We start from the raw sequence: 16,318 nt of genomic DNA, 5'->3' as shown, positions 1-16,318 counted from the left end.
TGCCCAGGAGACCGATGAAGCTCTTCGTACAGATCCCCTGCCTCAACGAGGAGCAGACCCTGCCCCTGGTCCTGAGCACCATCCCCCGCCGGATCGAGGGCATCGACGAGGTCGAGGTCCTCGTCATCGACGACGGTTCGAGCGACCGGACCGCCGAGGTGGCCCGCCAGCACGGCGTGACCCACATCATCAGCCACTCGCGCACCATGGGCCTGGCGCGTTCCTTCCGCGACGGGGTCGACTACGCCCTGGCGCACGGCGCTGACATCGTGGTCAACACCGACGGGGACAACCAGTACAAGCAGGAGTACATCGGCCAGCTCGTGGCCCCGCTCGTGCGCCACGAGGCGGACATCGTCATCGCCGACCGGCAGACCGCCAAGATCGAGCACTTCTCGTGGTTCAAGAAGCGCATGCAGCGCCTGGGCTCGCGGGTCGTCAACTACGCGGCCGGCACCGCCCTGCCCGACGCCGCCTCGGGCTTCCGGGCCTACTCCAAGTACGCCCTCGTGCGCCTCAACGTCGTCACTCAGTTCTCCTACTGCATGGAGACGATCATCCAGGCGGGCAACAAGCGCCTGCGCATCGTGAGCGTGCCGATCCTCACCAACCCCAAGACCCGCGAGTCCCGCCTGTTCTCGAACATCTTTCAGCACATGGCCAAGTCCGCCCAGGCGATCACCCGCTCCTACCTCATGTTCAAGCCCCATGTCGTCCTGGGCTCGATGGCCGCCGTCTTCGGCGTCATCGGCCTCGTGCCGTTCCTGCGCTTCGGCGTGCTGTGGCTGACCGGCTCCGCCGGGGGACACATCCAGTCCCTCCTGTTCGGCACGGTCATGCTCGTCGGGGCGCTGCTCAGCGTGGCGCTGCTGGTCATCGCCGACCTACAACGCACGAACCGGGTCCTGCTCGAGGAGGCCCTCGAACGCATCAAGGGCATCGAGTACGGCCGGGTCGATCCTGCGGCGCCGGACGACGCACCGGCCGGGCCCCCGGACGGGGGCCGACCTTGACCCGCGTCCTGGGCTTCGGCACCTACGACGTCGCCGCCCACCCCCGGGTCGGGGTCCTCCTCGAGGGGCTGGCCTCCACCCCGGGATGGACGGTGCGCGAGCTCGACGTGCCGCTGGGCCTGAGCACGGCCGAGCGGGTGGCGATCCTCAAGCAGCCCTGGCGCCTGCCGGTGCTGGCGGGCCGCCTGGCCTCGCGCTGGGGGATGCTGGTCGCGGGCAGCCGACGCTTCCGGGGGACGCGGGCTCCCGAGGCGCTGCTCGTGGGCTACATGGGTCATTTCGACGTCCTGCTGGCCCGGGCGCTGTACCCGCGCACGACCATCATCCTCGACCACCTCATCTTCGCGGCGGGCACGGCGCGGGACCGGGGGGAGGCGGGCCTGCGCGCCGGTGCCCTCGAGGTCCTCGACGCCCTGGCCACCCGAACCGCCGACGTCGTCGTGCTCGACACGGCCGAGAACGCCGCCCGGCTGGCCGTCGGCAGGCGGGCGGTCGTCGTACCCGTCGGTGCGCCGTCGTCCTGGTACGGGGCGGGACGCCTCGCGGCGCCCGGACGCCGCGAGCCCCGGCGCGACGAGGACCACCTGCTGTCAGTCATCTTCTTCGGCCTGTTCACCCCCTTGCAGGGCGCGCCCACGATCGCCCGGGCGCTGCGGCTGCTGTCCGAGCGCGGGGCCCCGGTGCGTGCCACGCTGGTCGGCACCGGCCAGGACCGGGACGAGTGCGAGCGGATCCTGCAAGGTGTGCCGGTGAGGTGGGTCGACTGGGTCGGGGCCGATGAGCTGGCCAGGGTCGTGGCCTCCCACGACGTGTGCCTGGGCATCATGGGCACGACCCCAAAAGCGCGGGACGTCGTGCCCAACAAGGTCTTCCAGGGGATGGCGGCCGGGTGCGCCGTCGTCACCTCCGACACTGCCCCGCAGCGCCGGGCGCTGGGCGGGGGCGCGGTGCTCGTCGAGCCGGGCGACCACCGCGCGCTGGCCGACGCCCTCGAGACGCTGGCCACCGACCCGCAGGCACTGGCGCGGGCCTGGCAGGGCGCCTCACAGGCGGCGCGCGCCTACACCCCCCAACGGGTGGTCGCCCCCCTTGTGGCGGGCCTGGGCCGGCTGCGGGGAGGGCCGCGGTGAGCCGGGTGACGGCCGCGCTGCGCTCGACCCCGGTGCGCCTGGGGTTCCTCGCCGTCGCCCTGCTCGCCGCCGTGTGGGCGGTGGCCTCCCAGTGGACGGAGGTCCGTGCGGCCGCCACGGCCATGGGCCCGGCGACGGCGGCGGGCGCCGTGGCGGCCGGCTGCGGCTATGTCCTGCTCACCATGCTCGCCTGGCGCTCCCTGCTGGCGGGCGCCGGCACCCGCCTGCCCCTGCGGACGGCATTCTCGGTGTTCTTCGTCTCCCAACTCGGCAAGTACCTGCCCGGTGGGGTGTGGAACGTGCTGGCCGCCGCCGAGATGGGGGCCGACCACGCCATCCCCCGGCGGCGCTCGGTGTCAGTCATGGTCGTGGCCGTCGTCGTGTCGACCGTCACGGGCCTGGCCCTGGCCGCCGGCACGATGCCCTTCGCCCCGCCGCAGGTCGCCCAGACCTACGGGCCGAGTGTCCTGGCCCTACCGGTGCTCGCCGTCCTGCTCCTGCCGCCGGTGCTCAACCGGATCCTGGGTCTGGCGCTGCGGGCCGCCGGCCGGCCGCCCCTCGAGGCGCCGCTGGGCTGGCGGGCGGTGGGCGCCTGCGCCGCCTGGACCCTGGCCGCCTGGGTCGTGGCGGGGGCCCAAGTGTGGATCCTGGCGGTGGGCACGGGGATGGCCGCCTCGCCCGAGACCCTCGTGCTGTGCGTGGGCGGTTACGCCTTGGCGTGGACCCTGGGCTTCCTCGTCGTCGTCGTCCCGGCGGGCGCCGGGGTGCGGGAAGCCGTCCTCGGCCTCGTCCTGACCGGGTCGCTGTCCTCGGGGGGCGTGGTCGCGGTCGTGCTGGCCTCGCGCGTGGCCCTGACCGCCGCCGACCTCCTGGCGGGCGCGGCTGGGGTGGTCCTGGCACGGCGCCGGCCTGTCGCCGAGGAACGTCCCGGGGCCTCCTGACCCTGCGGCGCGCACGACTCGTCAGCGCGCACAGTGATCGTCGGGGATCACAGGGACACGACGCTCCCACTGGCTGCCCTGCCCCACCGAGGAGACGAAGTAGACGTGGTATCCCCCTGTGTCGGCACGACCTCGCGCGGGCTGGCCGGAGTGGATGCAGTGCCGTTGACAGCGGCGGGGGTGTCCGTCGAGCAGCCGGCGGCGGCCGCCGCGAGGACCGCCCCGGCGCCCAACAGCGCACGCCTGCTGAGCCTGCTGACAAGAACCGTTCGCGCCGTCGTCCCCGCCCCGCCAGGGCTTGTCCACCTGCCCATCGACGGCCACGAGGTAGCCGTTGCGGAAGGAGTCGAGCACCTCCTCGCGTACGGCGTCGGCGAGGGGGTGGGCGGAATGTGACAACGATCATTCGAGGACAGTGCTGCTCGTCGCATGTCGCCATCAGCCCTCCGATCGATCGTCACCCCCGGCGCCGGCGCAGGACCTCGACCACACCGGCGGCCAGGAGCAGGCTCCACGAGACACCACTGACCGCGGCGCCCAGCGCCAAGGTCCTCGGGGCGTAGGTGAGACGCAGGACGTGCTCGCCCGCCTCGGGGACGTAGACGGCCACCGCGGCGTGCTCGGCCTCGACCAGCTCGACCTCCTGGCCGTCCAGGCTCGCCCGCCACCCGCGGTCCCGCAGGGGGTCGGCGATAACGACCCAGCCCGGGCCGTCGGCGTCGATGTCGATCTCCATGGCGTCCGTGCTCAGGTCCCGGCTCGTGACCGTGCCGCTCGCCCCCGAGACGCCGCGGCGGGCCTCGGGGTACTCCAGGACCACCGTGTCGGCGTCGACGGCACCGGTGTTCATCTGAAGGATGCGCCGAGCGGTGTCCTCGATGACAACCTCCTCAGAGGCCCAGCGCACCCGCGGCAGGGCCGTCTCCCGCTCGAAGACCACGGAGTCCGAGACGTGGATGAGGGTGAGGCCGTCGTCACCCGGGCGCAGGACCCCCAGGTTGACCTCGCCCGACTCCTGCGCCCCCAGGGTCAGGGAGGCGGCGGTGTCGGTCAGGCTCAGCTCGACGTGCCAGCTCGTGTCCGGGTCGAGGTCCTCGGCGGGGATGAACATCATGCCCCCCTGGCCCGGGGCACCCTGGATCGTGCCGTCGGTGCTTATCAGGACCTCGCCGGTGAGGTCGTCGACCACAGAGACCGACAGCGTCCCGGGGTCGGCGGACAGCCCGCCGTAGTCCGTGCAGTCCAGGATGATCCCCCGGAAGGCGCCGGTGACGCTCGTTGTGCGCAGCGTCCCCGAGGAGGCCGACAGGACGACGGCGCGCTGGGCGGCGGCGGGCTCCTCTCGGGTCCCGGGCACGAGGTCGGCACCGGACTGCACGACGTAGCGCACCGCGTAGCGGTCGAGGACACCCAGGGGCCGGCCCTCGGCCAGGACCCCGAAGGGCAGGGACGTGTAGGTCGGAGAGTCGGAGTAGCCGGGGATGGCGGCGTCGAAGAGCTCACGCCACTGAGGGGGCTGGAAGGAGTGTCCGGTCAGGGCGCGCTGCCCGTAGGCCGTCGAGGTGCCGGGCATCATCGTGTGGCCGACCGAGGCGTAGCGGTCCTGGCCGAGCAGGTCCTCGAGCAGGGCGTGGGTCTGCGTGTCCGGGTAGAAGGAGCGGGCGTCGCTGAGGGACCACCAGCGGCCGGCGACCCCGGCCCCCGTCACGGCGGTGACCGCCAGGCTGACGGCCACCGCCAGGGCCGTGGTCCGCCGTCCCGGCCGCAGCCAGGCCGCGGCCAGGGGCAGTGCGATGAGCGACAGGGCGATCCACACGGTGCGCAGCTCCTCGGCGACCGCCTGGGCGCCCTCGTCGGGCACCTGCCCGGCGGCCCAGGCCGTCTCGCACACGAGGGGCACGGCGATGAGGGCGGCCAGGACCACCCGCACCAGCGCCGCCCCCAGCGCCCGGGGCGAGGACGGGCGCTCGAGGCGCAGCGGGACCGGCCCGAGCAGCGCGTGCAGGCCGCAGGCCGCCAGGACCGCGGCCAGAAAACCGATGACCACGCGCACGCGTCCGATCGGGCTGGTGGCGATGCCGGGCAGCTCCTGGAGCACCTCCAGGACGGGGCCGCCGTAGTAGGCCGCCGAGCCGGTCAGGACCAGGGCGAGCGCGGTGTAGAGCACGAGCCCGCGCGGAAGCGGGCTGCGCGGGCGAAGGAGCAGCGCGGCCACCGCCAGGACGACGACCCCGACACCCACATAGGACAGGCCCTCGACGGGGTGGGTCTGCCAGGCGCCCTCCATGGTGTCCGGCGCGCCGAGGAGGGTCGCCGTCATCGAGGAGGCCAGGGACTGCGCCGGAAGGGGCCCGGAGGAGCTCGAGGCCCGGTCCGAGAAGTCGACGAACCCGCTCATGACCCGCACGAAGGGCAGGATCTGGACCGCGGCCAGGCCCAGACCCAGTGCCATGCCGGCGGCACTGCGCAGCAGGCCGCGCGCCACCTCGCGCCACCGGCCCCCGGTGGCCAGGACGCGCACGAGGAAGTAGGGCACGGCGGCGTAGACCGAGTAGACGAGCAGGGCGGGGAAGCCGCCCAAGAGCATCGAGGCCACGACCAGCCCGAGGGCCGCCACCCGCCAGCGGCTGCGTCCGGTGGCGACGCCGTCGACCGCCCAGAACAGCAGGGGGATGAGGGCCGCCACCCGGGTCTGGGGCCAGTTGGTCCAGGCGACCATGAAGCCGCTGGTCGCGTAGGCCAGTGCGGCCAGGGGCGCCGCGGCCCGCACCAGGCCGAGGCGACGACGCAGGAGCAGGTGCATGCCCGCCCCGATCACCACGATCTCGGTGATCTTGACCATGGCCGGCGCCATCGGCGCCGGCAGGACCCACCAGGCCCAGGACAGCGGTGAGAGCATCGCCGAGTTGGGCAGGGACAGCAGCTCCGCACCCCCGTTGCTGTAGGGGTCCCACAGGGCCAGGTCGCCCTCGCGCGCCGCCTGCGCGATGAGGATGGCCATGGGGGCGGCGGAGTCGACGGTGTCCCAGCTGATGATGTTGCTCGCCTCGAGGTCGCCCAGCGCCGCGTTCCACGGCGCAAAGACCGCCAGGACGTCGGTGGCGAGAAACACCCGGGAGGGCAGGAGGCCGGGGGCGACGACGGCCAGGGTCAGGGCGGCCAGGAGGCACCACCCGAGATAGGCCAGGCCGAGGTCCCAGCGCTCGGCCGGGCGCAGGCGGGCCAGGCGCGGGGGCACCGGCAGTCGGGCGCGGCGGGGAACGAGCATCGGGGTCTTTTCGTGTGCGGACGGGGAGTGTGTGCCGCCGGACCGTGTGCCGCGCCGCCCGCGGGCGGCGCGGCACACGGTCGTCACCGGCTCAACGGGCGACTCCCAGAGTGTCCTTGCGGTCTGCGTTCCAGTCGCCCACGAGGACACTATCGGATGGACGGCCGTAGGTCTGGGTGATGTCGGCGGCGCCGGCGGTCAGGGAGTTCTTGACGTAGTAGGTGCTGGAGCGGCGCACCGCCAGGGTGTCCTTGCCGTCTCCGTTCCAGTCGCCGGTCAGCACGATGTCCCCGGCCCTGCCGTAGCCCACGACGTGGTCGGCCGCTCCGGAGGTCAGCGAGTTCTTGATGTAGAAGGTGTTGCCGCGGCGCACGGCCAGGGTGTCGGTGCCGTTGCCGTCCCAGTCGCCCACGAACACCTCGTCGGTGGCCCGGCCGTAGGCCACCGCGACGTCGGCCGCTCCCCCGTACATCGAGTTCTTGATGTGGTAGACGTTCCCGCGGCGCACGGCCAGGGTGTCGGTGCCGTTGCCGTCCCAGTCGCCCACGAGCACCTGGTCGGTGGGCTCGCCGTAGATGAAGGTGCGCAGCGAGGCCCCGGTGGTGTTGGAGTTGCGGAAGCCGACCAGGGCGCCGTCGCGGCGGGCCAGAGTCGTGATGCCGTCACCGTTCCAGTCCCCCGAGAGCATGAGGGAGGTCGAGGACCCGTAGCTGAAGACCGTGTTGGCCTGGGAGGTCCACGAGTCGTTGAGGTAGATCGTGCGGGTGGGGCTCGGCGTGGAGGAGGCCGAGCCGCCGGAGATCTGGGTCTGTGCGGTCGAGCGTATCTGGCCCAGGGTGGAGTACCCGGCGTCCCCGGGGCAGGCGGTGCGGCCGACGTCGCGGTGCCCGGTGATCCTGGGCAGCGAGATGCTCTGGCCGGCGGCGTACTTGTCCGTGGAGCGGAAGGTGAAGGAGGCCGAGCCCGTGGCGCTGGAGACTCCGGCGCGGGCCAGGAACCACCCGGAGATCTTGCCGACCGCACTCACCTGGGCCGAGGAGGGGCTGACCGAGGTGTAGGTGCCCATCATCGAGATGCCCATGGTTCCGGTGTTGGCGCCGTAGGCGTGACCGCCCACGACCATCTTGCCGGCGGCCGAGCTGAGCGTGCCCGAGCGGCCCTCGAAGACCTGGCCGTACTTGTCGACGAGGAAGTTGTAGCCGATATCGCCCCACCCCAGGGTGACGGCGTGGTAGTAGTAGATGCCGTTGACCACCGATGCCGCCTGGGCCGCGCTGTAGCTGTTGGTACCCGCCGTGTGGTGGACCACGACGTGGGAGGCCGAGACATGGTTGGGCGTCCAGGTCATGTAAGCCGAGTTCGCCCCCCACTCAGCCCGGGTGTGCACCGGGACGGGAAGGCCGTTGGCAGTGGTCGTGGCCGCCAGGATCATGGGTACCGACGGGTTGACCGAGCTGCCCGCGCTTGTGCCGGCCGGCGAGACGGTCGGCTGGGAGGCGGTCTCGGGTGCCGCGGGCTGCGTACCGCCCTGTCCCTCCTCGGGCGTCTGCTCCTGCGTGCCCTGGCCGGGCTGGGCCGGGGTCCCGATTCCGGTTCCAGCCTCCTCGGCGGCCGGGTCCTGGGCGACCGCGGTGGGCTCGGCCTCGGTGCTGGACAGGTCGGCGGCGTCGAGGACCTCCTCACCGACCGGCTGGCCCGGAACGAGGGCGACAGTGAGATCGGCCGGCAGGTCGGCCGCCTCGCCGACGACGCTGGCCTGCACGGCGTCCGCGCCGCCGGTGATGAACTCCTCAGTGCCGGCCACCCCAGTGGCATCGTCCCGGCCCGCCCCTGAGGGCTCGTTGAGGTACCAGTCGGACCACGCCCCGTCCTCGCGCACCCGCAGGTAGACGCTCAGGGTGTCGGGCAGGCTCCCGGACCAGGTGAACCCGGCGACGAGGAAGTCGTCGACCTCGACGGGCTCGGTGAGCAGGACCGCGTCGGCCTCCGGGTCGACACCGCCGACGACCGCCGGGGCCACGAGCCCGGCGAGCAGATCCGCCCGTGCCGGAACGACCGCGGTTCCGTCGGAGGTCCCGGCCGTACCGCCCTGGCCGGCGTCGGTCGCCTCATCCTGGGCGGCGGCGTCGAGCCCCGCCTGAGCGGCCTGCGTCACCTCGCCCTGTGGCGTGGTCAGCTCGAGGAGCTGGACCGGGCCCTCGTCGAGCGCCGGGTCCTCCTGGGCGAGAGCGGTGGGAACGAGGCCCGCGGCTAGCAGCGGCACTGCTGCGGCGAGGCGGAGAAGTCGGGAGGCCGACATCGGGACTCCTTTCGGAAGGGCACGGAACAAGAGACACGCAACACCTGGGCCCAGTGATGCGTGTGTGACGAATGTGAACGTTGGGAACAGTACCCCTCGGCGCCGCCCGACGGGGTCCGCTTTGACCAGGCTCACGAAATGACACCCGTGTCATCCGGCTCCGGACCGCACCGGCGGGCCTCCCGGGCCGGGCCGGCACAGGAGGCCCTGTGGCATGATGTCGGCGGTACAACGGCCGCATCGCGCCTGACCGACCACCGACCACCACCCATGGAGCCTCCATATGAACGTCCTCATCACCGGCGGCGCCGGCTTCATCGGCGCCAACTTCGTCCACCAGACCCTTGTGCGCCACCCCGACGCGACGGTGACCGTCCTCGACAAGCTCACCTACGCCGGCAACAAGGGATCCCTGGCCGACCTCGGTGACCGGGTCCAGCTCGTCGTGGGTGACATCGCCGACGCCGACACCGTCGACCCGCTGGTCGCGCAGGCCGATGTCGTCGTCCACTTCGCCGCCGAGTCCCACAACGACAACTCCCTGCGGGCCCCCTCCCCCTTCGTGCGGACCAACCTCGTGGGCACCTTCACCCTCCTGGAGGCGGTGCGCCGCCACCAGGTGCGCTTCCACCACGTGTCCACCGACGAGGTCTACGGCGACCTCGAGCTCGACGACCCGGCGAAGTTCACGCCCTCGACCCCGTACAACCCCTCCTCGCCGTACTCGGCCTCCAAGGCCGGCTCCGACCTGCTCGTGCGCGCCTGGGTGCGGTCCTTCGGCGTCGAGGCGACGATCTCGAACTGCTCGAACAACTACGGCCCCTACCAGCACATCGAGAAGTTCATCCCCCGCCAGATCACGAACCTCATCGACGGGGTGCGCCCACGGCTGTACGGCGCCGGGGAGAACGTGCGCGACTGGATCCACGTGCTGGACCACAACGACGCCGTGTGGGACATCATCGAGAAGGGCAGGATCGGGGAGACCTACCTCATCGGCGCCGACGGCGAGAAGAACAACAAGGAGGTCGTCGAGCTCATCCTCGAGCTCATGGGGCGCGAGCCCGACGACTACGAGCACGTGGCCGACCGTCCCGGCCACGACATGCGCTACGCCATCGACAACACCAAGCTCGTCACCGAGCTGGGCTGGTCCCCGCGGTTCACCGACTTCCGCTCCGGGCTCCAGGCCACCATCGACTGGTACCGCGACAATGAGTCCTGGTGGCGCCCACTCAAGGCGGAGGTCGAGGCCAAGTACGCCGCCCAGGGGCAGTGACGACGCGGCCCCGGCGCGGTCGTTCACTCCACCACTGCTGAGCACGGCCGGTCCGTTGATCATGTCGATCAACGGACCGGCCGTCCTCGTGCTTCTGGCACCCCTGCCCTCGATGAGCCAGTCCAAGGGGGGACGCGGGCTGGGTGGCTCGGGTCCGAGGTCGGCGTCACAGGTCCAGGACCCTCTCCCTCGCCGAGATCGGGACATATGGCACCTCGAGATCGGGACATATGACACCTCGAGATCGGTACAAATGGCACGGCGGGGTGCAGGAGCGTCCTGAGGTATGTGCTGTGTCGCGGATCGAGCCAGGCGCAGGACAACGTGGGGCTGGGTGGCTTCGACGCGCTCGTCCGGCTCGTCGAGGTCGAGGGTGTGCAAACGGCCCGCGCCACTGTCGGCAGGCGGGCCCGTACCGGACACGACGGGCCCCCCAGGCCGGTGGCCGTGCCCGTCAGAGCAGACCCGAGCATGCCCGGGTGGCGACCGCCCAGCGGGCTGTCCGGGGAGCAACAGGACCGTCGGAGGACGAACGGCGTCACTGTGGACCACGATCACCCGGACCCACCGCTGATCCGACGAAGACCCGTGGCATCACACAGATTCTTCCCCGCCGAGATCCTCCGACGACTGCTGAGCCTTTCTCACCAGGCGCTCGGCCGTGTCATATGTACCGATCTCGAGGTGCCATTAGTCCCGATCTCGGTGAAGGGGTGGGTCCGGGGCTCAGTCGCAGGCGGTGATCCGCCAAATGATCGCGGTGTCGAGCACGGCGACGAGCTCGAAGCCCTCGCTCGTGTCGACTTCGGTGAAACCGGGGTAGCGGGACGCGAAGGTGTCCTGGGGGAGGCTCGCATCCTCGTAGTACAGCGGTGTTCCTCCTTCATCGCGGATGACGCGGCAGACCTCGGGATCCGACTGGATGGCGCTGAAGGCGGCGGCGAGGTAGCGCTCGGCCCCGCCCGCGACGCTCCCGTCGAGGCGGAACAGGCTCGACCCCTCCGAGAGGACGGGGACCAGTCCTGCTCCCGAGGTCGGTACGCCGTAGACGACCGCATCATCGAACAGGTCGGCGGGGTCGGTGACGATGAGGTCCATCTCGGCGTCGGAGACCCAGGCGGGGTGGACCAGGGCACTGTCCTGGTAGCCCCGGGTGATCCACCGCTCGTTGCCGACGAGCAGGCCGCCCAGGACGAGGCCCACGAGGAGCACCGGGGCGACCGCGGCCGGTAGGCGGCGCCCGGGACGCTCCCGCACCCATCGCAGGACCGGGTCGAGGATCGCACGGCAACCGATGGCCGCGAGCACGCCGACCATGACGCTTTCGAGGGCGAGGTAGCGGCTGTCGTCGCCCCAGAAGCCGCCCACGAGCGCCGACCAGGGGCCGGTGGGCACCGAGATGAGCACGACGAGCAGGGCGCCGGTCAGCCAGACCAGGGGCAGGTGCCAGGCGCCGCCGCGCAGCAGCGACACGATACCGGCGCCCGCCAGGACGACCAGCGGGAGGTAGGTGGTCGGCGAGGCCTCGATCGGTGCCAGGAGGAGGGCCTGCGCCAGACCGTGGCCCAGGGTCGTCGGCACCCGGGGGAAGGCGGCCATCTCCCGCAGGACGGGCACGAGCGGCATGAGGGCCACAGGGACGAGGAGGACGACGGCGCCCAGCACTGCTCGTCCCGCGCGGCGGCGGCTGTGGGCCCACTGCGCGGCGGCGGCCCGGAGTGCCTCGGTCGCGCCGAGCACGCACAGGACGATGAGGATCCACTGCCCTCCGCCGGGGTGGGCGGCGGTCAGGGCGGCCACGGCCAGGAGCGCGACGATCCACGGGGCCGCGCGCCGGGAGCCCGAGCCCTCTCGGGCGGCGGTCAGGGCGGCCAGGGCGCCGGGCGCCAGCACGATCGCCAGGCCAGCGGCGGCGTGGCTGTGGAAGTACAGGAGGAGCGCGGGCGCCCACATCGTCGCCATGGCGGCGACCGGGCCGAGTACGCACACCCACCAGGGCTGGCCCAGCTCGCGCAGCAGCAGGGCGGTGAGGAAGGGCAGCAGGAGGGCGCCGATCGTCACGAGCGCGATGTTGAAGGCCAGCGGGGTGCTGATCGCGTCGGGAAGGATCGCGGTCAGGGCGTGGAAGGTCGCCGAGTAGAAGCGGCCCCCGTTGAGCGAGGTCGCGGCGGTGATCGTTGAGGCGTCCCCCGTGCGCCGGATCTCCTCGATGAGGTTGAGGTGGAACATCGCGTCGTGGTTCTGCAGGATCGCGTAGGGCCGGCCCATCGAATGCATAAGCACGCCGACCTGGAGGGCTGCGGCGGGCAGGGCCGCGGCCACACAGGACGAGGCGGTGCGCGCCACGTCCCCCAGCCCCGCCCAGCTCGGGGCGCGGTGCCGCGGACCGGAGCGCCGGGCCGCCATTAGACGGCGGAGGGGGTAGACGGCGCAGGCGCAGGCGAGCACCGCCGCGCCGGTCACCGAGGTCCACGGCAGGCCGACCAGGGGCATGACGAGCGTGACGACGGCCGTCAGGAGCACCGTGACGAGAGGACCAGCGCCCAGGACCACGCCGGGGCGGGCGGTCAGGGCGGCGACCACACTCGCCCCGGGTAGGACGAGGAGGACCAGGAAGACGACACACATCGCGAGGGTTCCGATCCATAAAGTCATCGGGAAGGGGCCTTTCGGGAACGCTCACCGGGGAGTACGCGCATTCCCGTCATTTCCGGGCGCGCACTCGCATGCTAAGCGCTCGGCCAATTGCACCGAGGAATGCCGCGTTGCGACTGGGACACGATACCACTTGTTAGCACTGGAAACCCACGTGCCAGCGACGATATTCGGGAACATCGAGCCTCTGGTCGACCGTCGTCGACAGATTCATGGTCGCCTGCGTCACGGCAGGAGGACTCACACCCCGGTCGAGCCGAACCAGAGCCGGTAGTAGCGCCAGAAGTTGCGGTTCCCGTAGCTCGAGCAGGCGTCCCCCGTACCCTGCATGTTGGCCAGGTCCGCGGCGTTGGGCTGGTAGGGGGTGTAGTTGTACAGCGCCGCGGTGGCCCGGTTCGTGATCGTGACCGACGATGAGCCGCAGGAGGCCGTGGGGTGGTAGGCGATGTCATAGGTGCCTCCGGCACGGAAGCGGAAGGAGGCGGGCTGGGCGCCGTACTGCACGAGCCGTGAGGCGGCGTAGTAGATCTGGGAGGCCAGCCCCGCGTAGGTCGGGTCGCAGGGGGACCCGTCTGGGCAGCGGAACCCCATCGCCTTGGAGTACCGGGCCGGGGTGAGGGCCGAGCCACTGGCGGCGACCAGGCCCTGCTCTTTCTGGAGGATGACGAGCAGGACCCGGGGGTTGACCCCGCAGGCCGTGGCCGCCTTCGAGATGATGCTGGCCGCGTCCTCCCCGGGCGCGCCCCGGTAGGTGGCGCAGAAGGAGGAGGTCAGTGTCGGCGTCGTCATCCGGTAGTCCTTGAGACAGGCGGTCCCGTCGGCCGCCGGTGTGCAGCCGGGGTTCTTCTCGGTCAGGAAGGCGCGGACCTGCTCGAGGCTCATCGCTCCCGCGTTGAAGAACTCCGCGTCGGAGATGATCGTGCCGGCCATGAAGGAGGTGCTGGGACGTGACCCCCCGGTGGGCGCCGGAGCCGCGCTCGGAGTGGTGCTCGGGGCGGTGGAGCCCGTCTGGCAGACTGTCTCGGCCCGGGTGCCGCGGTAGACGCCGGGGCTGTCGGTGCCGTCTCCGTCCCAGTCCCCCACGAGCGCCGTGTCGCTCGCGCGCCCGTAGGCGACCACCTGCTGGGCGGGGCCCGAGCGCAGGTCGTTGCGGATGTGCCACTGCGAGCTCCGGCGCACGGCCAGGGTGTCGGTGCCGTTGCCGTCCCAGTCCCCCACGAGGATCTCGTCGCCTGCACGCCCGTAGCCGAAGACGACGTCGGCCTGGCCTGAGGCCAGCGAGTTCTTGAGGTAGAAGACGTTGCCGCGGCGCAGCGCGAGGGTGTCGGTGCCGTCGCCGTCCCAGTCCCCCACGAAGACCTCGTCAGCGGCCCGCCCGTAGCCCACGACGCTGTCCGCCGCCCCGCCCGCCAGGGTGTTGCTCAAGTGGTAGACGTTGGCCCGGCGGACGGCGGGGGTGTCGGTGCCGTTGCCGTCCCAGTCGCCCACGAGGACGGTGTCCCAGGCGCGCCCGTAGGCCAGGCCGGCGGCCGGTGCGCAGGTGCGGTTGGCGCTCAGGAGGGTGAAGGCGTTGGTCCGGCGCAGGCCTGCGGTGTCGGTGCCGTCGCCGTCCCAGTCGCCCATGAGCGCGGTGGCGCTCGTGCCTCCAACGGCGAAGGCGATGTCCGCACCGCCTGAGCGCCAGGAGTTGGCCAGGTAGAAGGAGCAGCGGTCGGAGGCGGCGCACGCCTCGGCGGCGGCCGCCGGGGCCGGGGTGCTCGCCGGGACCAGGAGCGTGAGGAGGCATGCGGCCAGGGCGGCCAGAACAGGCAGGACGACCTGTGGGGAGCGATGATGCATCGGCGTCCCTTTCATCGGAGGCAACGGGTGCGAAACGAGGCGCACCCCAACTCCTGTGGCTGATGTGACTCGTGGTGTCGGTGGGACACGCTACCGGCACAGGCCGGTCCCGTCAGCCCTCACCTGGTCACGATTGTCCACCGATCTGCGCCGCCACAGCTGGCGCCTGGAGCATGCGGCTCGACACCCCTGCGGATACCGGGCCGCCACGACGCCGGAGGATACGGAGACAAGCGTCAGACGAGATCTTTCTCGTTCGCCTTATACCATCTCGGATATCCACCCTGCCGGAACGGCCACCGGATGGCGGACAGACCCTCCTCCTCTGCCATCATCCTGTCGCACAAACCGGAGTAGGCACTCGGACCTGACACCCTCTTCTCCACGACTCCGCGGGAAATAGCCCACAGGACACCGTGCGCCGTGACCGCGTCCTGCGATTGCGCACCGCCAGACACGTTGACTGCGCCCGTCCTTCGGATGACCTTGAGCGCCTCAGCATCGTCGACAATCGCCACCGCTCGCATCCGCTGAGCAAGGGTGACGACCCAAGCCTCTCCCTCGTTGATACCCGCCCCCTCGTCCGAGCCGAGCAGCTGCTGCCACAGAACAAGGAGCGGAAGGTCCTCGAACCCCAGCTCCTCGATGTCAAGTTGCTGGGCGTCAGCGGGATACCCGTGTCCCCCCATTTCCTCCGCCACCTTGGAGGGGATCACATGACGTCGTTGACGGCCCGCGGCATCGAGCAGCCAGTCGAGGTGACCCACCTTACTGGCGTGCAGGGGACCCGTCGTGTCCCAGACGAAAGTGTCTTCACTCACCCGTCATCCTCTTGGAGTACACCGAGAGTCATCTCGATAGCTCGACGCCGCGTGATACGCCCCTCCTCCCAGGCGCGCACACAGGCCTTGACCCATGCTGGGGGAAGTCCTGGGGGCACCATGTCCTCCTGCGGCCGGCATCCCCTAACGCGAAGGAAGTCGGAGTCGATAGGAGTAACTCCTGACTCGGCCCGCCCGAGATCGACCCCGACCCGCCGCGCGGTCGTAACAACAAGCCGCCAGGAGACTCGGTAGTCGGCCGCGACGCCGATAAGATCATCTCGTCGTGGTTCCGGGTTCTCCAAGAGGACCTTCTCAGGAAGCAGGAGCTCGGCGGCGAATGCCTCTATCCTTTTTTCGGTCTCAGACGATGTCGTGTAGTGCCCGGACGACTCGTAGGTATCGCCGGACAAGTGGTGCCCGATCTCGTGCGCGACAGTTGTGCGGCGACGGCCCGGCTCGAGGTGGGCACCGATAACCGCAACCCCGAATCCAGGTTCGGGGGTCAGTGATCGTCCGTCAACCTCCGCCTCCGTGGTCCGGCACCACAGGCCAAGGTCCGCGGCGGCGTCGGCGATGTCGCCCAGTGGAGCGTTACCGACATCCAGATGTCGGCGAACGCGTCTGGCCAGCACGCGTGCCTGATCCTCCGAGTCAAGGCCACACCCACCGAAGTCGAGATCGACCGGCCGAAGACCGCCGATGTCCCGGAGCTGCTCGAGGTCTCGCAGCGCACGGTCCAGATCCAGATCGGCCGCGAAGGCGTGCTGCTCGAAGCCGTCGGCCTGCTCGACCGCCGGGCGTCGCGCTGCCCGAACGTCCGGGGCGGGAAGGTTGACGAGGTCGATGAGCGAGACCGTGAGGGCACGAGCGATCCGTGTCAGCTCCAGCGCCGTGACCTTGCGTTCCCCCGACTCCACCCGTGACAACGCAGTCCGGTCCAGCCCGCAGGCACGGGCGAGCGTGATCTGGTCCAGGCCCCTGCCCAGCCGGACCTCCCGGATCCGTGCTCCGAGTTCGGAGGCGTCCGCAACCATCGGCATGTGTGTGATTTTCACACACACCGGCGGCTG

At 71.2% G+C, this 16,318-nt stretch carries 11 protein-coding genes; 4 read left to right on the top strand and 7 right to left on the bottom strand.

All coding sequences use genetic code 11. The annotated features are described in order from the left end of the window. Nucleotides 1–14 precede the first annotated feature (14 nt). From Q4C85_RS00475 to Q4C85_RS00465, 3 genes are read left to right on the top strand one after another with little or no spacing between them, the layout of a single operon-like run. Nucleotides 15–1,013, top strand: a complete 999-nt coding sequence (locus tag Q4C85_RS00475; protein ID WP_303138445.1) for a glycosyltransferase family 2 protein — start codon at nt 15–17, stop codon at nt 1,011–1,013. Next, entirely contained in the window at nt 1,010–2,143 is a 1,134-nt protein-coding gene (locus Q4C85_RS00470; protein ID WP_303138442.1) for a glycosyltransferase family 4 protein, read from the top strand. The genes Q4C85_RS00475 and Q4C85_RS00470 overlap by 4 nt, the downstream gene beginning before the upstream one ends. After that, a complete protein-coding gene (locus Q4C85_RS00465; protein ID WP_303138439.1) occupies nt 2,140–3,084 on the top strand; it encodes a lysylphosphatidylglycerol synthase domain-containing protein in 945 nt (314 codons plus the stop codon). The genes Q4C85_RS00470 and Q4C85_RS00465 overlap by 4 nt, the downstream gene beginning before the upstream one ends. A 21-nt stretch (nt 3,085–3,105) precedes the next feature. On the opposite strand, the gene Q4C85_RS00460 is transcribed toward Q4C85_RS00465, so the two are convergent. The 3 genes from Q4C85_RS00460 to Q4C85_RS00450 all read right to left on the bottom strand — a co-directional run bounded on the left by Q4C85_RS00460 (nt 3,106) and on the right by Q4C85_RS00450 (nt 8,651). Next, nucleotides 3,106–3,483, bottom strand: a complete 378-nt coding sequence (locus Q4C85_RS00460; protein ID WP_303138436.1) for a hypothetical protein — start codon at nt 3,481–3,483, stop codon at nt 3,106–3,108. A gap of 58 nt (nt 3,484–3,541) precedes the next feature. Beyond that, a complete protein-coding gene (locus Q4C85_RS00455; RefSeq protein ID WP_303138433.1) occupies nt 3,542–6,352 on the bottom strand; it encodes a hypothetical protein in 2,811 nt (936 codons plus the stop codon). A 91-nt stretch (nt 6,353–6,443) separates the two neighbouring features. Then, complete coding sequence (locus Q4C85_RS00450; RefSeq protein WP_303138431.1) at nt 6,444–8,651, bottom strand: N-acetylmuramoyl-L-alanine amidase; 2,208 nt, start codon at nt 8,649–8,651, stop codon at nt 6,444–6,446. A gap of 283 nt (nt 8,652–8,934) precedes the next feature. On the opposite strand from Q4C85_RS00450, the gene rfbB reads away from it, so the two are divergent. Next, nucleotides 8,935–9,930 (top strand): dTDP-glucose 4,6-dehydratase, encoded by a 996-nt coding sequence (gene rfbB, locus Q4C85_RS00445; RefSeq protein WP_303138429.1) that lies wholly within the window; start codon nt 8,935–8,937, stop codon nt 9,928–9,930. Nucleotides 9,931–10,656: 726 nt separating this feature from the next. Here the strand turns inward: rfbB and Q4C85_RS00440 are convergent. From Q4C85_RS00440 to Q4C85_RS00425, 4 genes are all read right to left on the bottom strand, one after another. After that, a complete protein-coding gene (locus Q4C85_RS00440) occupies nt 10,657–12,585 on the bottom strand; it encodes a DUF6541 family protein (RefSeq protein WP_303138426.1) in 1,929 nt (642 codons plus the stop codon). A gap of 240 nt (nt 12,586–12,825) precedes the next feature. Continuing rightward, complete coding sequence (locus Q4C85_RS00435) at nt 12,826–14,424, bottom strand: hypothetical protein (RefSeq protein WP_303138424.1); 1,599 nt, start codon at nt 14,422–14,424, stop codon at nt 12,826–12,828. A gap of 236 nt (nt 14,425–14,660) precedes the next feature. Then, a complete protein-coding gene (locus Q4C85_RS00430) occupies nt 14,661–15,245 on the bottom strand; it encodes a hypothetical protein (RefSeq protein ID WP_303138421.1) in 585 nt (194 codons plus the stop codon). After that, nucleotides 15,242–16,288, bottom strand: a complete 1,047-nt coding sequence (locus Q4C85_RS00425; protein WP_303138419.1) for an XRE family transcriptional regulator — start codon at nt 16,286–16,288, stop codon at nt 15,242–15,244. The genes Q4C85_RS00430 and Q4C85_RS00425 overlap by 4 nt, the downstream gene beginning before the upstream one ends. Nucleotides 16,289–16,318 lie beyond the last annotated feature (30 nt).

This window comes from Actinomyces sp. (assembly GCF_030524025.1).
Classification (GTDB): Bacteria; Actinomycetota; Actinomycetes; order Actinomycetales; family Actinomycetaceae; genus Actinomyces.
This window is presented reverse-complemented; position numbering and strand designations above follow the sequence as displayed.